15 protein-coding genes are annotated in these 21,184 nt (G+C 57.8%); 4 read left to right on the forward strand and 11 right to left on the reverse strand.

Going from position 1 to position 21,184, the window contains the following annotated elements; genetic code table 11:
• Positions 1-728: 728 nt before the first annotated feature.
• The 9 genes from KHW85_RS07515 to KHW85_RS07555 all read right to left on the reverse strand — a co-directional run bounded on the left by KHW85_RS07515 (position 729) and on the right by KHW85_RS07555 (position 13,106).
• Positions 729-1,550 carry a hypothetical protein gene (locus tag KHW85_RS07515; protein WP_291459424.1) on the reverse strand — a complete coding sequence of 274 codons (822 nt, stop codon included), beginning with the start codon at positions 1,548-1,550 and terminating at the stop codon, positions 729-731.
• Between the two features lie 2 nt (positions 1,551-1,552).
• On the reverse strand, positions 1,553-3,124 hold the full coding sequence (gene guaA / locus KHW85_RS07520) for a glutamine-hydrolyzing GMP synthase (RefSeq protein ID WP_291459425.1): 1,572 nt from the start codon (positions 3,122-3,124) through the stop codon (positions 1,553-1,555).
• 73 nt (positions 3,125-3,197) lie between these two features.
• Positions 3,198-4,571: a DUF6350 family protein gene (locus KHW85_RS07525; protein WP_291459426.1), complete on the reverse strand. Its 1,374-nt coding sequence runs from the start codon at positions 4,569-4,571 to the stop codon at positions 3,198-3,200.
• Positions 4,568-5,491: a succinate--CoA ligase subunit alpha gene (sucD, locus tag KHW85_RS07530; RefSeq protein WP_291459427.1), complete on the reverse strand. Its 924-nt coding sequence runs from the start codon at positions 5,489-5,491 to the stop codon at positions 4,568-4,570. The genes KHW85_RS07525 and sucD overlap by 4 nt, the downstream gene beginning before the upstream one ends.
• 22 nt (positions 5,492-5,513) lie before the next feature.
• Complete coding sequence (sucC, locus tag KHW85_RS07535; protein WP_291459428.1) at positions 5,514-6,686, reverse strand: ADP-forming succinate--CoA ligase subunit beta; 1,173 nt, start codon at positions 6,684-6,686, stop codon at positions 5,514-5,516.
• Between the two features lie 87 nt (positions 6,687-6,773).
• Positions 6,774-9,515: a UvrD-helicase domain-containing protein gene (locus tag KHW85_RS07540; protein WP_291459429.1), complete on the reverse strand. Its 2,742-nt coding sequence runs from the start codon at positions 9,513-9,515 to the stop codon at positions 6,774-6,776.
• Positions 9,516-9,517: 2 nt separating this feature from the next.
• Positions 9,518-11,008 (reverse strand): DUF1846 domain-containing protein, encoded by a 1,491-nt coding sequence (locus KHW85_RS07545; protein ID WP_291459439.1) that lies wholly within the window; start codon positions 11,006-11,008, stop codon positions 9,518-9,520.
• A gap of 119 nt (positions 11,009-11,127) precedes the next feature.
• Positions 11,128-11,784, reverse strand: a complete 657-nt coding sequence (locus tag KHW85_RS07550) for a response regulator transcription factor (RefSeq protein WP_291459430.1) — start codon at positions 11,782-11,784, stop codon at positions 11,128-11,130.
• Between the two features lie 26 nt (positions 11,785-11,810).
• Positions 11,811-13,106 carry an ATP-binding protein gene (locus tag KHW85_RS07555; RefSeq protein WP_291459431.1) on the reverse strand — a complete coding sequence of 432 codons (1,296 nt, stop codon included), beginning with the start codon at positions 13,104-13,106 and terminating at the stop codon, positions 11,811-11,813.
• A 128-nt stretch (positions 13,107-13,234) separates the two neighbouring features.
• Here KHW85_RS07555 and KHW85_RS07560 point away from each other — a divergent pair, with 128 nt between their 5' ends.
• Both KHW85_RS07560 and KHW85_RS07565 read left to right on the forward strand, forming a co-directional pair.
• Positions 13,235-14,752, forward strand: coding sequence for a PspC domain-containing protein (locus KHW85_RS07560; protein ID WP_291459432.1), 1,518 nt, complete (start codon positions 13,235-13,237; stop codon positions 14,750-14,752).
• Between the two features lie 11 nt (positions 14,753-14,763).
• Positions 14,764-15,114 carry a hypothetical protein gene (locus tag KHW85_RS07565; protein ID WP_291459433.1) on the forward strand — a complete coding sequence of 117 codons (351 nt, stop codon included), beginning with the start codon at positions 14,764-14,766 and terminating at the stop codon, positions 15,112-15,114.
• Between the two features lie 190 nt (positions 15,115-15,304).
• On the opposite strand, the gene metG is transcribed toward KHW85_RS07565, so the two are convergent.
• Positions 15,305-17,146, reverse strand: a complete 1,842-nt coding sequence (gene metG, locus KHW85_RS07570) for a methionine--tRNA ligase (protein WP_291459434.1) — start codon at positions 17,144-17,146, stop codon at positions 15,305-15,307.
• Positions 17,147-17,232: 86 nt separating this feature from the next.
• Between metG and KHW85_RS07575 the strand changes: the two genes are divergently transcribed.
• The gene (locus KHW85_RS07575) at positions 17,233-17,805 is read left to right on the forward strand and encodes an isochorismatase family protein (RefSeq protein ID WP_291459435.1); all 573 of its coding nucleotides are present in this window, start codon (positions 17,233-17,235) and stop codon (positions 17,803-17,805) included.
• A gap of 34 nt (positions 17,806-17,839) precedes the next feature.
• Here the strand turns inward: KHW85_RS07575 and rsmI are convergent, their stop codons facing one another.
• A complete protein-coding gene (gene rsmI / locus KHW85_RS07580; protein WP_291459436.1) occupies positions 17,840-18,694 on the reverse strand; it encodes a 16S rRNA (cytidine(1402)-2'-O)-methyltransferase in 855 nt (284 codons plus the stop codon).
• Positions 18,695-18,759: 65 nt separating this feature from the next.
• Here rsmI and KHW85_RS07585 point away from each other — a divergent pair, with 65 nt between their 5' ends.
• Positions 18,760-20,553, forward strand: a complete 1,794-nt coding sequence (locus KHW85_RS07585; RefSeq protein ID WP_291459437.1) for a phospholipid carrier-dependent glycosyltransferase — start codon at positions 18,760-18,762, stop codon at positions 20,551-20,553.
• Positions 20,554-21,184: the final 631 nt, after the last annotated feature.

Here is a 21,184-nt window from a genome sequence, read left to right on the forward strand (position 1 = left end):
ATCGCACCTGCGATAACGGGAGCTAACACAGAGTATAGGCAACACTTTTTCACTTGCAATGTCTGACAAACCATTCCAAGCACATACAAATGCGTTCGCGCCAGGACTCTCACGCGCCTGACCATCCGCTTAGCCCGTACCAACATGACCACCCGACAACCACTGTCACCGCGCCCGAGTGCAAACGAGACGCTAAGAGCGTTCACCGACCAACAGAAACGAGGACATTCGAAGGAGAATCACTGCTATATTCGATTCCAATCAACGACGATTGATGAGAGATTCCCCACGTGTCCAAAATAGTCAGGGCCCCTGCCCATCGCGTTCACCATCGTAGTCTACACTGGCCCCCCCCTATGGGAGCCCTGTTCGGCTATCACGCCGTCAGTATGACTCCGCCGCTGATGTGGTTCTTTCTACTGGTCGCCCTCGGCGGCTCGAATGCAGCCAGCGCATTCTGGCTTGTTTGCACGGAGCGCACGCGCCACCTAGCTTTTGGGGTCTCCACCTCAAGGTGTGCTTCATGCCAATATTCCTGGTGAGCTTCTTTGCTGTTGTGATGACGGGACGACACTTCTCCTTCAGCCCTGAGGCGTTAGTGCCCACGTACCAGGGACGAGGGCACGATTCAAAACAAGGGAACTCGTTTCCAAGTACGAAAGGCAATCTTGCGCGGCAACTGAATCTCGATACTCTGCGAACCAAGCTAGAACAGCAGCACCCTCAACCTAGAAATCCCGGATTTCACGCGTTAGTGTTTTCGACAAGGCGTCGAGGCCATCTTTGTCTTCTTGATATGCAATAACACGTCTCGTACTGACGTCAAAAGGCAACTTATCAATTGGCCCCTTTTGGATCAGAATAGGTTTTTTCCCGGCCCCATCCGCAAATCCGAGTTCATACAGTACGTTTGAATTGAGACCAGTAAGATCAACAATTACCGCACACGAGGAGCGAATCAGATGCCGAATATCATCTGGAATATTTGCAGGAGCCGTACGCTGATCCACACGACTCGCAGTCTTTCCCGCCCCTTCAACTCCCTCCTCGATGGCCTTAAATACGGGGTCTATCGAATGATGTCCTCTATTAAAAGGCATCATGACTGCTACCATTGTTTCGTCAATTGCCCGAGAGCAGTCCAGATTTTCCGGCTCAAGCTGACCACCGGCAAACAAAGTACGAAACGGGTCACCCCCGAACACTGTCCAGCGCGTATGTTGCCCTACCCACTTCAATTGATTCGGAGTGTACGTTTCATCCCCAAGAATCTGTTTTTCTATCAGTAAATCTGAAGGAAAACAAAAAATCGGATTCTTCATTGTCGGGCACATAGATGGAGAGTCAATATACCCAATACGCGCAGTTTGCTTCCCGGTATCCGGCCCAAACTCTTTCACCATAATAGTAGGCAAATCACAGAGCGCTCTCAGATTAGGTTTACCATTCCGCTCAAACGACTGCTTAATTTCAGGGTCTGTGTGTTCAAACATGCGGCTCGAAGGCATCGCTGAAGATTCATCAAACCTAATGATGAGATTGAAATACATACTTACTCCCACTCAATGGTTGCCGGCGGCTTGGAGGTCACGTCGAGGACGACGCGGTTAACCTCGGGCACCGAGTTGGTGATGCGCGTCGAGATGCGGGCCAGGACGTCGTAGGGCAGACGCGTCCAATCAGCCGTCATCGCGTCCTCAGAGGACACAGGACGCAGCACGATCGGGTGACCATAGGTACGGCCATCACCCTGAACGCCAACGGAGCGAACGTCAGCCAGCAGGACAACCGGGCACTGCCAGATCTCCTGATCCAGGCCGGCCGCCGTGAGTTCTTCGCGGGCGATCAGGTCCGCAGCGCGCAGGATATCCAGACGCTCACGCGTCACCTCGCCAATGATGCGAATACCCAAGCCAGGGCCCGGGAAGGGCTGGCGGTTCACCAGGTAATCGGGCAAGCCCAGCTCGCGACCAACCGCACGCACCTCGTCCTTGAAGAGGGTACGCAGGGGCTCGACCAGCTCGAAGGTCATGTCCTCGGGCAGACCGCCCACATTGTGGTGGCTCTTGATGTTGGCCGCACCCTCGCCGCCGCCGGACTCGACGACGTCGGGGTACAAGGTGCCCTGAACCAAGAACTTTACTTCGCCGCCGGCGGCGCCGACCTCTTCGATGACCTGCTTCTGGGCGGCCTCGAAAGAGCGAATGAATTCGCGACCAATGATCTTGCGCTTGGTTTCAGGATCGGTAACACCCGCCAGAGCAGACAAGAAACGCTCGGACTCGTCACACGTGATGACGCGGATACCCATGCCGCGCGCGTAGTCGTTTTCAACCTGCTCGCGTTCGCCCGCACGCAGCAGGCCGTGGTCGATGAAGAAGCAGGTGAGCTGATCGCCAACGGCCTTGTGCACGAGGGCCGCGGCCACGGAAGAGTCCACGCCGCCGGAGAGTGCGCAAATCACCTGCGCGTCGCCGATCTGTTCGCGGATCTTCGCGACCTGCTCGTCAACAATCGAACCAGGCGTCCACGTGGGCTCAATTCCCGCGCCCTTGTAGAGGAAGTTCTTCAAAGCGTCCTGGCCGAACTGCGAGTGGCCAACCTCGGGGTGCCACTGCAGGCCGTAGAGGCGGCGCTCACTGGATTCGAAAGCTGCAACCGGCGTTTCGGAGGTCGATGCGGTGACGGTGAAGCCTTCGGGCGCGCCCTGAACGGCATCGCCGTGGCTCATCCACACGATCTGATCGTCGGGGGTGCCGCCAAACAGGCAGGAATCACCGGAGACAGAAGCCTCGGTGTGTCCGTATTCGCGGGTTCCCGTGCGTCCCACGGTTCCGCCCAGAGCATGGGCCATGGTCTGGAAGCCGTAGCAGATCCCCAGGACGGGCACTCCGGCTTCGAAGATCGAAGGATCAATCGACGGAGCACCCTCTTCATACACGGACGAGGGACCACCGGAAAGAATGATTGCTGCGGGTTCTTTCGCTAGCATTTCAGCGACCGGCATGGTGTGCGGGACGATTTCCGAATAGACGCTTGCTTCGCGCACGCGACGAGCAATGAGCTGGGCGTACTGCGCGCCAAAATCGACAACAAGGACGGGGTGAAGATCAGCTGAAGTCACCCCACCATGCTACCTGCTTCGTAGCCTCTTCGACGAGGCCAAGCAGCGAGCACTCCCCCACACCCGGGTTGGTTTAGTTGCGGGGTGTGTCCTCTTCTTCCGAAGCCGAGGCCACCTCGGCCTCTTCAGCAGGCTCCTCCGCTGGCTGAGTTTCCTCGACGGGCACGTCTTCGCCAGGTGCCTCGGGGGCCAGTTCCGCGGGCGCTACTCCCCCAGCTGCGGCCTCGTGATGGCGACGCTCATGGACACGCGCTTTCCCAGCGCCTACCAGCTCATGCGCCCACGCCACGCTCACCGGGTGTGAAAGCGCCACGGTCAGCAGGATCCCAAGCGCCACCTCGGCAAAAAGACACAGCGCGGAAAGGGACATTCGGGGCCCAAGGAAAGCCAAGCGGCCATTTCCCAAAACCACGGCCGAACCCAAGGAAGTCACCAAGTAAACGGCTGCGACCACCACAGCTGCGATTCCACCCTGATACAGATCATCAAGAAGTGATTCACTGCCCTTACGCAGGCGCAGGTACACGCCAAGCGCTACGCCGAACACGATCAGCGCAAGGACCACCCAGTTGCCGGGGGCACTTGCGGGGGTCGCGCCGAAAAGCGGAATTGCCGGGATCGGTCCAACGGGAGCAGAAGTCGGCGAATGCAAGGCATCGCTACCAAGGTAAAAACCGGGACCGGAAAGCCAGGACAGTGCCCACACAATCGCGTTGGGAATGAACAACAGCTGCGCAAGGACGATCATGATCGAATCAACCATGGAAGTCGGCAGTAAAAGCTCATGAATTCCACGGATCTGCGACCAGGAGACGATCACCGAAAGCAACAGGAAAAGTCCGCCACAAAACGCCAGAGCCCACGATGCACGCCAGCCCGTGCGCACTCCAACGCTGACCCACCTCGGTAGTTCAAAGCGGAGCTCAAGGCTCGTTGGCGCAAGCGCGACCTCCCAAGCGGCCGCAATCAAGGGGATCATGATCGCCAGGGGAAGCGCGCCCCACACGCTCACGTTCGTACCAATTCCACCGGCCAAAAGCAGCGCGGTCACAGTGAACCCGGGGATTGCCATCCATTGCGAAGCGGGAGAAAAACGTCGTCCCTGCAGAAGGAGCAGCTTGGTCAAACCAGTCAAGAGCAGCACAAACAGCAAAGGCACTGCGCGATAGGAGACGTCGCCCGAGACCACTCGCGCTCCAAGGGAAGCGCCCCACAGGTCAGAGGCAAAGTGGAAGGCGTCCTCCCAGGTGGTGGACACCATCCACTGGTTAGAGGACACCGCGGCGTAGGCGATCAGGGTCGGGACAACGACCAGTGCCCAGCCCAGCAGAGCCGCCTCGATCCCGGACAGCATCGAGCGCGCCCAACCCTGCGGAAGGGCAACGCGGATGGTCGGGCGGGCGGAAACTGTTGTGACCGTCGTACGCGCGGTGGGATCCTCACTCATCGAGCAGCCAGCGCCTCACGTGCCAAAATCGCAGTTTGCGAAGGGGTGCGACCAAGCTTCACGCCAACTGCTTCCAGTGCCTTCGCCTTTGCCGAGGCCGTACCAGAGCTTCCCGACACGATCGCGCCCGCGTGGCCCATAGTCTTGCCTTCGGGGGCAGTAAATCCTGCAATGTAGGCGACGACCGGCTTGGTCATGTGCTCGGAGATCCAGGCTGCGGCGCGTTCTTCGGCGTCACCACCGATCTCACCGATCATGACAACCAGGTCGGTATCGGGGTCATTTTCGAAAGCTTCCAGAGCATCGATGTGGGTGGTTCCCACAACCGGGTCACCGCCAATACCAATGCAGGTGGTGAAGCCCAGGTCACGCAGCTCGTACATGAGCTGGTAGGTCAAGGTGCCCGACTTGGAGACCAGGCCAAGGCGGCCGGGTCCCGTGATATCGGCTGGAGTAATGCCGACATTGCATTGTCCGGGGCTGATGATTCCGGGGCAGTTCGGGCCGATCAGACGGACCCCACGCTCAAGCGCATAGTCAACGAAAGCGGTCGAATCCTGAACGGGGATACCTTCTGTGATGACGACCAGAGTTTCAATTCCCGCATCGATTGCTTCAATCGCCGCGTCCTTTGCAAATGCCGGTGGCACGAAGACAACCGAAACATTCGCGCCGGTTTCCTCGCGGGCCTGCGCAACGCTTCCAAACACGGGAACCTCAACGTCACCGGCAGCGCGGTTTTCAGCGCCCGGACCGTAGGGCTCGACGTGGAAGGTCACCGAAGTGCCGGCCTTTCGGGGGTTCACACCACCGACGATGTTCGTGCCGGCTGCCAGCATACGGGTCGTGTGCTTTTGGCCTTCAGAGCCGGTCATTCCCTGAACAATGACACGCGAAGTGGAATCAATAAAAATACTCATGAGTTTTCAGTCCCGTCCCATCTCAGGCGTTCGCGGCCAATTCGGCAGCGCGGCGTGCTGCGCCGTCCATTGTTTCTTCCATGTGAACTAGGGGGTGTGCGGCAGCAGCCAGGATTGCACGGCCTTCCTCAACCTTGTTGCCGTCCAAGCGCACGACCAGAGGCTTAGAGGCAGCATCTCCCAAGGCTTCCAAAGCACCCACGATTCCGCGAGCGACTTGATCGCATGCGGTAATTCCGCCGAAAACATTGACGAAGACAGAGCGAACCTGATCATCACCAAGGATGACGTCCAGTCCCTTGGCCATCACTTCTGCCGAGGCACCGCCACCGATGTCCAGGAAGTTCGCGGGCTTGACACCCCACTCTTCACCGGCCAAGGCCACAACGTCCAGGGTGGACATAACCAGGCCGGCGCCGTTACCGATCACGCCTACTTGGCCTTCCAAGCGCACGTAGTTCAGTCCGGCTTCCTTTGCCATGGCCTCGCGAGGATCCTGCGTGGACTTATCGGCAAAGGCCGCGTGTTCGGGATGACGGAAAGCAGCGTTGTTATCCAGCGACACCTTGCCATCCAGCGCCAGGACATCACCTTGCTCGGTGAGAACCAAGGGGTTGACCTCAACCAGGGTGGCGTCTTCGCCCCGGTAGGTATCCCAAAGCTTGACCAAAACGGGGGCAAGCTTCTCGATGTGTGAACGGTTGAAGCCGGCCTCGCCCAAGATCTGGGCGGCAACGTCTTCATCAATGCCAACCTTGGGATCCAGGCCAACGCGAGCCAGAGCCTCGGGATGTTCGCGTGCCAAGGTTTCAATATCCATTCCGCCCTGCGCCGAGCACAGTGCGAGCTCGCGGCGCTCGGAGCGGTCCAGCAGGATCGAGAAGTAAAATTCTTCGGCGATATTCGCGCCCGCAGCGATGAGGACCGAGTGGACGGTGTGCCCCTTGATATCCATGCCCAAGATTGCTTCGGCCTTTTCGCGCGCTTCTTGTGCACTGCGAGCCAGCTTCACGCCACCGGCCTTGCCTCGGCCGCCGATCTTCACTTGAGCTTTGACCACCAGAAGGTCATTGTCGGCCAGCAGCTTCTGCGCTGCCTCGTAGGCCTCATCTGGGGTGCGTGCAACGATTCCCGCAAGTACGGGGACGCCGTGAGCAGCGAATAACTCCCGTGCTTGGTATTCGTAGAGATCCATTGTGTCCCTTCACTTTGTGCCCGAAGGCGCTGCCTTGCGCGGTTACCACGTGAACTGTGGCGCGCAACTTCCTTAAGCCTACCGCGACTAGATCTTTTCCATGGGGGCCATCCGCAGCAACAGGCGTTTTTCAGCGGACGCGAAGGCGACTTGCGCAATGGTGCGCTCCCCCGATCCTTCGAGGCCGATGACCGTGCCTTCACCCAAAGTTGCGTGACGGACGCGATCCCCCACGCGCACTTCCTCGGGGTTAAGCGTGTTTTTCGGTGCACTTGCGCCCGTTGGCCGTGAAACTGCAGTTCGCGCTGCGGGCGCGCCGCGTTTCCCGCCCAGGCCTCGGCCGGCAAGCGGGCCCCCATCACCGCTACCAGATACACCACTGCGTCCGCCAAAGACGGGACCGCCATCATCATCACGGCGCGAGTATCCGTAATCAGCGTAGTCTGAGCCATAGCCCCCAGACCTGCCCCCATAGGAAGAGCCATAACCGGAACCTGAGTAAGTGCCATAGCCACCCGAACCGTATCCGGAACCGCCGCCGTATCCACCGCGCAGACGTTCCATCGAGGTTGAGGACCGACGAATGTCTAAGAGCTCGACGGGAATGTCATCCAAGAATCGCGAAGGAGGCATTTCCTGGGGTGCTCCCCACGCACTTCGCACAGCCGCACGCGTCAGGTAAAGCTGCTTGCGGGCGCGAGTGATTGCGACATAGGCCAAACGGCGTTCTTCTGCCAATTCTTCGGGGTCGCCCAGCGAGCGTTGGTGCGGGAAAGTACCGTCCTCCATGCCGGTCACGAAGACGACCGGGAATTCAAGGCCCTTCGCGGTGTGAACCGTCATGAGCGTGACCTGCCCACTCCCGCTTTCTTCCTCGGGAAGTTGATCCGAGTCAGCAACCAGGGCAACGCGCTCAAGGAAACCTGCCAAGCCGACCTTACCGCTGGTCTGCACGTAGTCCAAGGCAACCGCGTGCAATTCGGCAAGGTTCTCCACTCGCGAGGCATCCTGAGGGTCTTGGGAACGTCGCAAAGTTGCGAGATATCCCGTTCGATCAAGGACTTCTTCAAGAATCTCCGCTGCGCTTGCGCCGGCCTGTTCGGCGCGCCGCATGGCCTCGATCAGTCCCCAAAAATCACCGATCGCCGAGGCCGCGCGCGGGCTCAGCCCGGCCACGCCACCACGCGTGTCCTCAGTTTCTTCCTTGGGAAGTTCAGCCAAGGTCAGGCCGGTTCCTTCTGCTTCTCCGAGGCCTCGGCCCTGAGAAATCCAACAGTCCCGGGCGGCCGCGCCCATCGAAATCCCATAGCGATCACTGTGGGCAATGAGGTCGGCCTCTGCCTTGGCGCCAATCCCACGACGAGGAGTGTTGATGATCCGTCGCAGTGCAACCGTGTCGTCGGGGTTTGAAATCACCTGGAGGTAGGCCAAAGCGTCTTTAATTTCCGCGCGTTCATAGAAGCGAGTACCCCCAACGACTCGGTAGGGAATGCCCTGGCGAACCAGCAGTTCTTCGATTGCTCGTGATTGTGAGTTCGTCCGGTAGAAGACAGCGATTTCCGCCCAGCGGGTCCCGGCTGCCGACAGCTTTTCCATCTCTGAAACGATGAAACGCGCTTCGTCCCGATCCGAATCTGCTGCATCAACGGTAATCAGTGCGCCGTCCCCCGATGCCGTCCACAGGTTCTTTGCACGGCGGCCTTCATTTCGAGCAATAACAGCGTTGGCAGCGGACAAAATGTTTTGGGTGGAACGATAGTTTTGCTCGAGCAAAATGGTCCGCGCACCCGGAAAATCTCGCTCAAATTCTTCGATGTTGCGAATCGTTGCACCGCGGAAAGCATAGATTGACTGGTCTGAGTCACCAACAACCGTCAGCTGCCCCGGTTCCACCCCATCGTCCCCGGTACCCACCAGTTCGCGGACCAGCACGTACTGTGCATGGTTCGTGTCTTGATACTCATCGACCAAGATATGACGGAAGCGACGGTGGTAGTGTTCGGCGATCGCCGGGTTGTCTTTGAGCAGGCGTACCGTGCGCGAAATCAGGTCGTCAAAGTCCAAGGCATTGGACTGTGCAAGGCGCTTCTCATATTCTTCGTAGGCCGAAGCGACAACTCGAGAAATCGGGTCATTCGGGGCGGTATCTCGGTACTCCTGCCAGGAAATGAGCTCATTCTTGAGGTCCGAGATACGTGCGGCAACCAGCTTGGGCGTGAATCGTTTAATATCTACATCCGCTGCTTTCAGCACCATCTGAATCAGACGCTGCGAATCCTGCGAATCGTAGATGCTAAAAGTCGAGCGCAAACCGGCCGCACGGTATTCTACGCGAAGTAATCGCACGCACGCCGAGTGGAAAGTTGATACCCACATCCTACGCGCAGCTCCCCCACCGACCAGGGCCTCGACGCGCTCGCGCATCTCAGCTGCTGCCTTATTGGTGAAGGTAATCGCCAAAATCTCGCCCGCACGGGCTTGACCGGTTGCCAACAGGTACGCAATCCGATGTGTCAGAACGCGAGTCTTCCCAGAGCCCGCACCGGCCATGATGAGCAAAGGAACACCCCGATGCTCGACCGCTGCGCGTTGCTGGTCATTCAAGCCCTTGAGAAGGCTTTCAGGGTCACTGTGCTGCGTCCAACTACCGTGGCCGCTCGCTTGGCCCCATTGAGGTGATCCCTGATCCGAAGTGCCAGCAGAAGAAGGCGCTCCCACGCCCATTTCGTTGCTCGAGGAGCTTGGGTCGTAGAGGGGAAGATCCTCAGCCTGATCGGAACCGAAATCGAGGAAAGAGCCGAGATTGGGAAGTGAGTGATCCTGATCCATTTTCAGTGCTTGTGGTAGACGCCCTTGGTTGCGTGAACGGGTTCGGCAGTGACATTCATACCGAGCTGGCGAAGAATGCCCTCATCAACGCTGCCCAGCAGAACTGAAGAGTGCACATCGCAACCAGCTAGTTTCGGCAGTTGGTTCAAAGCCGCAGCTGCGCGTTCGTTGGAGCGCGCAGATCCAGCCAAAGCGATCAGCACCTCATCGGTGTGCAAGCGAGGATTGCGGCTACCCAAGTGCTCAGTCTTGAGCTTCTGAATGGGCTCAATCTGTTCGGGGGCAAGCAACTTCTCATCATCGTCAATACCCGCAAGAAGCTTCATCGCATTGAGAAGCATTGCAGAGCAGGGCCCCAGCAAGTCCGAGGTCTTTCCAGTAACAATGCGCCCGTCGCTCAATTGCATTGCGGCTGCGGGATATCCAGTTTCACGCGCGCGCTCAAGCGCGGGAGCAACAACCGGGCGGTCCGCACTGCTCAGGTTCATTGCGGTCATCAGGCGAGCCGCACGCTCAGACTGTACGGGCGGAAGATCCTCGCGCGCCTCCAGCGCCAAAGCCTTGTACCAACGGCGAATAATTTCCTGCTTCGAGGCCTCGCGGCAGACCTCGTCATTGCTGATGCAAAAGCCCGCCATGTTGACGCCCATGTCGGTGGGCGACTGGTAGGGAGAGGCCCCCATAATCTTCTCGAGCAGGCGGCGAAGGACGGGGAAGGCCTCGATATCACGGTTGTAGTTAACCGTCGTTTCGCCATGAGCCTTCAAGTGGAAGTGGTCAATCATGTTGACATCATCCAAGTCAACAGTGGCCGCTTCGTAGGCGACGTTGACGGGGTGATCCAAGGGAAGATTCCAGATCGGGAAGGTCTCAAACTTCGCGTATCCCGAGGTCATTCCGCGCTTGTGATCGTGGTAGAGCTGGGAGAGGCAGGTTGCGAGCTTGCCCGAACCGGGACCGGGAGCGGTAACAATAACCAGCGGACGAGTCGTATGGACGTATTCGTTACGCCCCAAACCTTCGTCGGAAACGATCAGATCGATGTTATTGGGGTAGCCCTCGATGGGATAGTGGCGCGCGACCTTGATTCCGCGGGCTTCGAGCTTGCGCTTGAAGGCATGTGCTTGGTCGTTGGAATCACTCCAGCGGGTGATGACGACATTGCCCACGTACAGCCCGTATTCGCGGAACATATCGATGTGACGGAAGACGTCATCTTCGTAGGTGATTCCCAGGTCTTCACGCATCTTGCGACGCTGGAAATCCAAGGCGTTGACGGCGACGACAATTTCGGCCTCGTCAGCAAGCTCGGCAAGCATGACAATCTTGTTATCCGGGGTGAATCCGGGAAGAACGCGAGAGGCGTGCATGTCGTCAACAAGCTTGCCGCCAAACTCCAAGTACAGGGTTCCACCAAACTGCTGGCGACGTTGCGCAATGTGTTCAGATTGAAGGGCTAGATACTGATCGCGGTCGAAACCGATTGCGTGCATGATCGCCACTCCCAAGGCATCGTGGTGCAAGGACTACTCATGGTATCGCCCCTACCCCGCATCTTTGTCCATGAAGCGCCCAGCACGCGGGTGAACTTCACCGCAAGGCACCTGAAAGACTAAATAATGTGTCTTTGCATGGCCCAGTGCGTGAGCTCATTTCGGTTCGATAGCTGCAGTTTGCGCAGCACGGCAGACACATGTGTTTCCACGGTTTTAATCGAAATAAAGAGTTCAGAAGCAACCTCTTTGTAGGGGTATCCACGCGCGATGAGACGCATGACTTCCTGCTCCCTAGCTGACAGTAAATCCAATTCATCATCGTGAGCGGCAATGGGGGCGCTCGCCCCTCCGAAAGCATCCAAAACAAAACCGGCCAAGCGCGGTGAAAAGGCAGCATCTCCCGCGGCAACGCGCTGGATGGCCTCGACAAGCTCAGGGGTCGAGATCGACTTGGTGACGTATCCGCGAGCGCCCGCACGAATAACCGAAACAACATCTTCGGGGGAATCTGACACCGAGAGCGCAAGGAAACGGAGCCCCTCAACGTCACCGCACGAGGCCGCAACCTCAGCGCCGCCGCCTCCGTTTCCTCCAGGCAGGTGAACGTCCAGGAGAGCGACATCCGGAGTGAGGGCGTGGCAGGCCGCAATAGCTCCCTCAACGTCGCTCGCCTCACCAACAATGTCAAAATCGGCGCCACTGGATTCGAGCTCAGCGCGCACGCCCGCACGTACCAGGGCGTGATCATCAATGACCAGAATCCGAATTGTCATGGAATTGTCTCCTTCAGCGAGCATCGTCACTCAAGTGTATCTACAGGCATGGAGAGGTGGACCTCGGTTCCACTGGCTAGATGGCGGATTTGAGCGGTTCCGCCTGCTCGTTCCATGCGGCCGAAAATCGAATTGCGCACGCCGTGACGGTCCTCGGGAATCGCAGAGATATCAAAGCCGTCTCCGCAGTCTTTCACAAAGATCTCCGTGCGCTGCGGCCTGACCTCCATGTAGACGCTCACGGGCGGTCGTGCGTGGCGAATTGCGTTGGAAACGGCCTCGGAAGCAGCGGCGACCATTGCCAGTTCACCGGGGCCCGGACGCATATCGGAAACCGTCACAACGCCGACCTCAACACCAAGGGTTGTCTCCAGCGTGGAAATTGCTTCACGCAGGGCCTCGGCAAGGGAATCGGCCGCTTCTTCACGCCCCGTGTACAACCACGAGCGCAACTCACGTTCCTGCCCCAAGGCCAGCGCGCGAACCGAACTTGGATTATCGGCGTTATTGCGAATCAAGGTGAGCGTCTGAAGGACGGAGTCATGCAGGTGTGCGGCCATGTCAGCGCGCTCGGCTTCTCGTTTCTCGCGCTCTTTCGCTCTTGTGTTCTCTTGTGAAGTTCTCACCCATAGAGGAATGATCGCAACCCCGAAAGAGAGGATCAGAGACCCACCCAAGATCGCGCCTCGAACCATATCCCACGGCGATTGCCCGCGAAATGACGCCAGTACCAAGCCGCTGGCAACCAAGACCATTCCAGCCAGAGTAATGAGGATAAAGAGAGGGTTTTTCCATGAATGTGCACGAGTACTTTGCGTCCACACTGCTGCGATCCCACCAAGGACGAGGACCGCTGCGGCAATATCGCGCAGTCCCGCTATCCCTGTAAAAAGCAGGTAGGCAATTGCAAGGGCGAGGCCCACCGCACCCAATCCGACCAAAAGCATGCGCAAGTTGCGTTGGTCGTGCTCGCGCCGAACAATTTCTTCCGCCGAGGCCAGCGGAACACGTAGACGTTCGGGGGCGCTTTGGGAAGTGCCGGGATCGTCGGGAAGAGTAAGCCACAGCCACAGATACACGAAAAGCGGAACTGCCAAAGCCGGTAGGGCCGCCACAAATGCAAAGCGGATGATTCCGGCCGATACCCCGAGCATCGAGGCAATTCCCGCACAGACCCCGCCAATCCACGGCAGAGGCATGTCGGTTGAAGACGCACTGGAGCGATGCAGAACACGCGTGGGTTCGTGAAGCTGCGGCGGGTCCCAGTGATACCCACGGGGCTTCTGTTCGCCCGACTGCCACACGTGCTGCTCATTGCTCACATCAGTATCTTCACACGAATCGGGACCTGAAGCGCAAGAGTGGGGAAAGAATCGGGGATCGATCAGGGCATCCCCCCATATCTTTTCGCCAGTCACACGGGCACAGTGGAATCATGAACAAAGGATTCATGAAATCGTTGCGTCACTCCGGCTTCTTCCGTGGAGAGCCTCGCGTCATCGGAGGCGTGTGCCAAGGATTGGCACAGCGCTATGGATGGGACGTCAACTCCCTGAGGATTGCCGTCGTTATTGCCGCGCTCTTCTTCCCCGTAGTTTGCGTCCTCTACGCCTTAGCATGGGTTTTCCTTCCCGAGGCCACAGATGGCCGTATCCACGTTGACGAAATGCTCAAGGGGAATTTCGATGCTGCGATCATCGGAGCGATCCTCTTAGCGGTCTTTGGCGGTGGGACTTCAGGAATCGCGCTCGGCTTCTTTCACACTTTCGTGTGGATTCCTCTTTTTATGATTTTCCCCGTCGCAATTGTCGTAATTGCGGTCCTGCTTGCACGGCCGAAGCAGACGGGACCCACACAGGGTCAGTACTGGAGCGCGACACCGTCGACGCAGCCGTCGTCCCAGGCGGCGTCATCCCCCTTTACCCCTGCAGCGCCTCAAGGAGAAGAAACCATGCCAGATACAACTCCTGATTGGCGCACACAGGGGGGCCCGACCTCCTCGGACTACTACACTTTCCCTCCCGCACCGCCTTCAGCGGCACAGACGGCTGACTCTCAGCCTCAGGCCTCGGGACAAACAATTCCGCAAAGCGCAGGAAGGCGTTTCGCGCCCTTTGCCACGCAGCCCGCCCTCCGCTCTCGAGTCGTCCCTCGAGCTCTGGTCTTATGCGTCTACGGTCTAGTCTTCCTTGCTCTGGCAGGAACTTTCTTCCTTCTCTACCGAAATGGATACAGCACCCCGGCTCAGGTTGATCGAAGCGTACAGATCGCGTTGACTGGCGCGGCCGCCTGCCTGCTCATTGTCGGCATTGCACACCTGATCGCTGCTCTTCGCGATCGTTCCTCAGTCATGCTCACCATCTTGTCGGTACTGGGCATGTTTTTTGCGATTCCAGCGCTGCTGGGAGGCATGGCATACGCCACCACCGCTCCATTCCACTACACATCCGTGGCGGGAAACATTAATACCAACGCTGATTGGCGCTCAGACACAATTGAAAGTTCCAACGGCTCCAATGTCGTCAATCTTGACCTTGACCTCTCTCATGCGCCCGATGGCCTTACCAAGGACATCACTGTTAATTCACAGGTGATTCCCTATGCGAACATCCGCGTTCGCGATGGTCAGCCCATCCGCATCGTCGCTCAGAAGCAACCCATTACCTTCGATCTGGATCTCAGTGGCGACCATAAATGGAAGGGCTTCGACAGTAATAGTCCGACAGTTCTGACCTCTCCCAGCTGGAAGGAAGGCCAGGGGATCACTGTTTTCCTCAATGCAAACCAACTTGTCACCCTGGACATCGAAGAAACCGGGAGCTCTGTCGATCGAGATCCCTGGCCTTCTCCAAGTGCCTCTCCCACGCCCAGCGTTACTCCTTCCACGGGAACTTCTCCATCAGCCAGCCAGAGCCAGTCACCTTCGCCAAGCGCATCTTCTGAGTCGCCTGCAGCCGGCCAGCACTGAAAGGAATTGTCATGAGTGCAAACGACTTTGACCAGACCACTGCTCTGCCAGTCAGTGACGACGAGACACAACCACTGCCTTCCTTCACAGAGGCTCCGATTGAGGATCAAAATACCCCGATTGTTCCTCCCGCTCACGTGTGGTCAGCTGAGGACGTGGAGGAAGCTCCCTATCGGGGCGTGCGCATTGGACAGCTGCTCTGGGCGTGCATCATTATCTTCACCGCTATCGCACTGATCGCCATGGCTTTCGTCAAGGCAGCAAACCTTGCACTGGTGGCAATTGTGACCTTGGCGATCATGGGTGTGCTCCTCATTATCATTGCGGGAGTCAGCACCGTGATGACGCGCAAGAAGCGCTAGCTGCGGTAGATATTGCTTTCAATTCGCTCATACTTCTAGGTCCTGCAAGGATCTTCTCCCCAGCGCGCTCTAGTCCTTCTCGAGGCCACCTGCCGAGAAGCGGGCGCACTCCCCCATTCGCCGTCCTCCCCCCGAAAAAGTTTGTGGCCCAAGCCAAAAGGCTTGGGCCACACACTCAACAGTTATAAGCTCAGGCTCCCGTCACGTCGTCGGGACGAGACTCCGCGTAGCGCGCAAGCTCTTCCTCGACAATGGCCTCGTCAAGCTTTTGGAAGACCGGGGTCGGTTTCTCGATCGGAGTGCCAACGACGATATCGTGACGCTCCCACATGGGAACATTCGTGTAGTCGCCAGTAATAACCGGGTATCCCGTGCGTCCTTCAAAGTCTGCGGGAAGAACCTCGGGGTCCAGCTCCTCAACTTCCTTGATGTAAGGCATGGGAGCGATCTCGCCGCTGCCACCCATCACGCGATCCACATCATTTGCGGCGTGAGGGAGGAAGGGAGAGAGCATGAGGTTCAAATCGGCCACGGCCTGTGCCAGCGTCCACAGAACGGTCGCCAAGCGCTCGCGTTCTTCGGGGGCCTTGAGCTTGAAGGGCTCAGTATCTGCAACGTACTTGTTGGCCTCGCCAACCAAACGCATTGCAGCGGCAAGAGCGGCCTTCTGGCGGTGGTGACGGATCAGGTCTCCGACCTCGTCAAAGCCCGCGGCGATCGCGTCCAGCAAGGCGCGATCGATTTCTTGTAGCTCTCCCGGCGCGGGGATTTCGCCGAACTTCTTGTGGATCATCGAGGCGGTGCGATTGACCAGGTTGCCCCAGCCTGCCACCAACTCGCCGTTCGTGCGACGCACGAATTCTGCCCAGGTGAAGTCTGCATCAGAGGACTCGGGACCAGCCGCAGAAATGAAGTAGCGCAGTGCATCAGCCTGGTAGCGGCTGAGCATGTCACGCACATAGATCACAATGCCGTGCGAAGAAGAGAACTTCTTACCTTCCATGGTGAGGAACTCTGAAGAGACGACCTCGGTGGGCAGGTTGAGCACGCCAAGGTCACCGGGCTGGCCGCCCTTAGATCCCTGACCGTTGTAACCCAGCAGTTCAGCGGGCCAGATCTGCGAGTGGAAGACGATGTTGTCCTTGCCCATAAAGTAGTAGGTCAGGGCTTCCGGATCATTCCACCACTGGCGCCACGCTTCGGGGTCTCCCGTGCGGCGCGCCCATTCAATAGAAGCGCTCAGGTAACCAATAACCGCGTCGAACCACACGTAAAGGCGCTTACCGGGCTGATCTTCCCAACCGGGAACCGGGATGCCCCAGTCAATATCGCGTGTCATCGCACGCGGGCGAATATCCTCAAGGAAGTTCTTCGAGAACTTGATGACATTGGGACGCCATGTTCCGGAACGATCACGATCATCCAGCCACACTGAAAGCGCGTCAGCCAGTGCGGGAAGATCCAGGAAATAGTGGACGGACTCCACGAATTCGGGGGTTTCACCGTTGATTCGCGAATGAGGATTGATCAGATCTGTGGGATCAAGCTGATTACCACAGTTATCGCACTGATCGCCGCGAGCGCCCTCTGCACCACAAATCGGGCAGGTACCTTCGATGTAACGGTCGGGAAGAGTGCGTCCGGTCGAAGGCGAGATCGCCGCGCGGGTGACCTGTTCGATCATGTAACCGTTATCGCGGACGGTCCGGAACATATCTTGAACAACGCGGTAGTGATTTCCAGCGGTCGTGCGTGTGAAAAGATCGTAGGACAGTCCCAGTTGAACCAGGTCTTCGACAATGAGTCGGTTGTTCTGATCGGCCAGCTCGCGCGCGCTCATTCCGGCGCCATCGGCGGCGACCAGAATGGGGGTTCCGTGTTCGTCGGTTCCGGACACCATCAGCACGTCGTGCCCGGCCATTCGCATGTAGCGAGAGAAAACATCGGAGGGAACTCCGAAACCGGCAACGTGACCAATGTGGCGAGGGCCGTTGGCATAGGGCCATGCAACGGCAGACAAAATACGACTCATGGTCCCCTAGTCTAGTGCCTATTGGCGTTCCAGTCGTCCCTGCCCTATTCTCAAAGCACACACTGCTCATACTTTGGGAGGATGTAATGGCCCGCGCGCTTATCATTGTTGATGTTCAACCTACATTTTGCGAAGGCGGTGCTCTTCCTGTTGAAGGCGGGAATGCCTGCGCTCAGCGCGTCGCTGATTTTGTTGCCGCTCACGCAGCGGATTACGACTGCATCGTGACCTCGCAGGACTGGCACATCGATCCGGGCACGCATTTCTCTGATCATCCCGACTTCGTTGACACCTGGCCTCCTCACGGGGTTGCAGGTACCGCCGAGGCCGAGCTGCACCCGGCCCTTGCTGCCCTCCACGCGGATGTCACCATTCACAAGGGCATGTACGAGGCCGCTTATTCTGCCTTCGACGGCGAAGATGTAGCAACGAAGCGTCCCCTGCTTGAGCTCCTTCGCGACAAAGGTATTGATTCGCTGGATGTCGTTGGTCTTGCTCAGTCCCACTGCGTATGCGAAACAGCATTGGACGGCGTGAAGGACGGTTTCAAAGTGCGAGTCTTCACCGACCTCACTGAGCCCGTCAGCCCCGAGTTGGGTGAGCTCGCCGCCGCACGCATGGCCGAGGCCGGAGTTGAGCTAGTCCCCTCTCAGGCGTAATTCGCACCCGCTGCTCTGATTCGCACCCGCTCCCCTAGTTTGTGCGTGCGAGTGCCGCGCGGTAAAGCTCGTTCTTGCGTAGCCCTGTGGCCTCGGCGACTTCGGCAGCGGCGTCCTTCAAACGCATTCCCTCTGCTGCCAAGGCAAGCACTGCCTCGACATGGTCATCCGCATTGCCCTGCGCATGCCCAGGTGCAATCACCAGCGTGATTTCACCAAGAACTTCACCTTCTGTGGCCTCAACCAGTTCTGCGAGGCTCCCACGGATCACCTCTTCGTAGGTTTTTGTGAGCTCTCTACACAGCGCGGCTTGGCGATCGACACCAAAGACCTCAGCCATGAGAATCAGAGTGTCATGGACGCGTTTAGGTGATTCGAAGAAGATCAGGGTGTGAGGATCTTGCGCAAGCGCCTTCAAATAGCGCGTTGCTTCACCAGTTTTTCGGGGAAGGAAACCCTCGAAGGCAAAGCGATCGGAAGGAAGCCCTGACAGGGCCAGTGCAGTAACGGGAGCCGAGGGCCCCGGAAGGACACTGACGTGGACGCCAGCCGCCGTGGCCTCGTGGACCAGGCGGAACCCCGGGTCGGAAACCGTCGGCATTCCGGCATCGGAAACCATGACGACGCGCGCACCTGCCCGCGCCTGCTCGACGACTGCCGAGGCCTTAGCGGACTCATTGTGATCGTGGAGGCTCAACAGCTTGGCACTCAGATGGATTCCCATTCTCGAGGCCAAGGCGAGGAGGCGGCGCGTGTCTTCGGCAGCAATAATGTCCGCCTGCTCAAGTGCCGGGGCTAAGCGCGCGGAAACATCGCGCACGTCACCAATCGGGGTAGCCGCAAGGAGGATTGACGCGGGGGCCTGAATGTAATCCTGGTCTTCACTCACGCGTTAATCGTCGCACCTTTGGGTGTGCTACTCCAGTTGAGCAGGGGCCTCGGTAAACTGGTCGGGTGGACGACAAGACTCTTTCCGATTCAGATATTCCCGAAGACCCCGCCTTGGGGTCGGACCAGGCTTCCCCGGCTGTTGAGCCCGAGCCTCTTCCCGAGGCCGAGGAAGGCGAGCCTAGCCCTTCGACGGAGGTGAACAAGGCCTCGGCAGAGGCGAACGAGGCCTCAGCAGACGACGAAGAGGCTGATGCCGCTCCCGAAGGAACGGGACGCGAATGGAAGCCCGTCCCCATTCCCAGGTGGGCGCGTTTCCCAATGTCTGCGCAAGCCGGCTGGGTTGCGACTTTTGTGACGACGCTTGTGGCAGCGCTCATAAGGCTTCCTGGCCTTGGAACAATTAAGACTCTGGTCTTCGATGAGACCTACTACGTGAAAGACGCCTATTCCCTGATGACTTTGGGCTATGAGGGAAGCTGGGCGAAGGATAACGACCCGATGTTTATCGCGGGTGATTACTCTGGGCTTTCGACCAATGGTGGTTACGTCGTTCACCCATCGGTCGGAAAGTGGCTAATCAGCTTGGGAATGCGCGTCTTCGGACCAACCAATCCGGTCGGCTGGCGCATCAGTGCAGCCATCGCAGGAATCATTCTTGTCTTCCTGACCGCGCGAATTGCACAGCATTTGTTCCGTTCCCCCGCTATCACAGCACTTGCGGGATTCTTTATGGCAACAGATGGCATCGCAATTGTTCTCTCGCGAACTGGGCTTTTGGATGTATTCCTGGCGATGTTTGCCGCTGCCGCGTTCCTTGCTGTCCTGAAAGATCAGGAGATCTCACATCCCCGTTTGGTCGAAAAGCTTTCCCAATGGAAGCCGGATCCTGATAATCCTTCTCGAATCGGCCCTCATGCGGGTGCACGCTGGTGGCTATTGGTCGCGGGTATCTTGTGTGGCCTTGCGATGTCGGTCAAATGGTCGGGGCTCTACGCGCTGGCTGTCTTGGGGTTTTTTGTTGCTTTCCGCGACTGGATGACGCGCCGTCGTTTTCGGCATCCGCGCGCGTTCTACGCAACCTTGATCAATGACACCTCTGTTGCATTCTTGGCCATGGTTCCACCCGCAGTTATCACGTATGTCGCTTCATGGTTCGGCTGGTTTAGGCACTGGAATGCGTACGGTCACAAAACTCACGGCTTTATTGGGGCATTCCGCGACCTGTGGGACTACCACGTAGGAATGCTGAAGTTCCACACTGGTTTAACCACTCCGCACACCTATCAGGCTCATCCCGCACAGTGGTTTGTTCAAGCGCGCCCGACGTCCTTCGCATGGAACAAAATCGCGGACGCAAGCTGCGATAAGTCGGATTGTGTCAATGCCGTTGTTGCACTTGGGAATCCGCTTCTGTGGTGGTTTGCAGCCATTGCTTTCTTCATCGTCTTATTCGTGACGCTACGGGACCGCAACTGGAGGAGCGGTTTTGTTGTCTGTGGATACTTGGCGATGTACTTCCCTTGGTATTTGAACGCAAACCGAACGATCTTTAATTTCTACACGATTGCTTTCGTACCTTTTGTCTGTCTGAGTGCGGCATGGGTGATTGGGCTGATGCTTGATCAAACTCGCTGTGAAGTAGATCCTGACCGCATGTATGCCTCTCAACCTCTTGAAGAAGGTGACTACAGATGGATGGGCGCTAATGTCGTGACGCGTCAAAGGTTTGCCGTTGGCGCTGTGGTCATTGTTCTGCTCATTACAGCTGTTTCAATCTTCTTCATGCCCCTGTGGAGAGGGGATCTCATCTCGTACAACTTCTGGCACGTTCACATGTGGTTCCCGACGTGGATCTAAAGTGAACTGCCATTCGCAGTAAGACGCATGTGCCCGCGAACATCCGTTCGCGGGCACAGCTTTACATAGCAAAAAGAGACTGTGCAAATAGCCGAGCGAAGAGACCCAAAGTGGGCGCAGCATAAGTGAGACACAGTGACGCAAAGCCAAAGACTAAGTCGCTACCAAAAGACTAAGTGGGCACCGCAAACGTTAATCAATAACCAACCATGGTTCAAAAACTAAATTACCTGATACCCCTAACAAGGGCCTCAAACGCTGATTAAAAGAGACGACCTAGCCCAAGCCACGTTAGTCACTTAAAACTCCGCTGAGAAGAGCATCTAGAGCCTCATACGAAGAAAATAAAACAAATACGCAAGCAAAGAAATTAAGCCTGAGTTTACGAGCCGTTGCGTCTCACGAGCGTGGGGTGTTTGTGTGTGTTTTTGCGTGAAAGTTGTGTTGTGTTCGCCCGGTAGGCTCCTGTGGATACAGGGGTGAACCGGTACTGTGCGTGTGTTGTGTGGGTGGGTGTGAAAGAGAGAGGGGGGGTTTGGAACAGTGTTCCAACCCCCCCCTCTCTCTTTCACACCCACCCACACACCACACGCCCAGTACCGGTTCACCCCTGTATCCACAGGAGCCTACC

This window comes from Actinomyces sp. oral taxon 181, assembly GCF_018370895.1.
Taxonomy (GTDB): domain Bacteria; phylum Actinomycetota; class Actinomycetes; order Actinomycetales; family Actinomycetaceae; genus Pauljensenia.

What these genes read in the sequence shown, in the direction of transcription:
- KHW85_RS07515 (WP_291459424.1), bottom strand. Translation starts at nt 1,550, where the DNA reads ATGTATTTCAATCTCATCATTAGGTTTGATGAATCTTCAGCGATGCCT.
- KHW85_RS07525 (WP_291459426.1), bottom strand. Translation starts at nt 4,571, where the DNA reads ATGAGTGAGGATCCCACCGCGCGTACGACGGTCACAACAGTTTCCGCC.
- sucD (WP_291459427.1), bottom strand. Translation starts at nt 5,491, where the DNA reads ATGAGTATTTTTATTGATTCCACTTCGCGTGTCATTGTTCAGGGAATG.
- sucC (WP_291459428.1), bottom strand. Translation starts at nt 6,686, where the DNA reads ATGGATCTCTACGAATACCAAGCACGGGAGTTATTCGCTGCTCACGGC.
- KHW85_RS07540 (WP_291459429.1), bottom strand. Translation starts at nt 9,515, where the DNA reads ATGGATCAGGATCACTCACTTCCCAATCTCGGCTCTTTCCTCGATTTC.
- KHW85_RS07545 (WP_291459439.1), bottom strand. Translation starts at nt 11,008, where the DNA reads ATGCACGCAATCGGTTTCGACCGCGATCAGTATCTAGCCCTTCAATCT.
- KHW85_RS07550 (WP_291459430.1), bottom strand. Translation starts at nt 11,784, where the DNA reads ATGACAATTCGGATTCTGGTCATTGATGATCACGCCCTGGTACGTGCG.
- KHW85_RS07560 (WP_291459432.1), top strand. Translation starts at nt 13,235, where the DNA reads ATGAAATCGTTGCGTCACTCCGGCTTCTTCCGTGGAGAGCCTCGCGTC.
- KHW85_RS07565 (WP_291459433.1), top strand. Translation starts at nt 14,764, where the DNA reads ATGAGTGCAAACGACTTTGACCAGACCACTGCTCTGCCAGTCAGTGAC.
- metG (WP_291459434.1), bottom strand. Translation starts at nt 17,146, where the DNA reads ATGAGTCGTATTTTGTCTGCCGTTGCATGGCCCTATGCCAACGGCCCT.
- KHW85_RS07575 (WP_291459435.1), top strand. Translation starts at nt 17,233, where the DNA reads ATGGCCCGCGCGCTTATCATTGTTGATGTTCAACCTACATTTTGCGAA.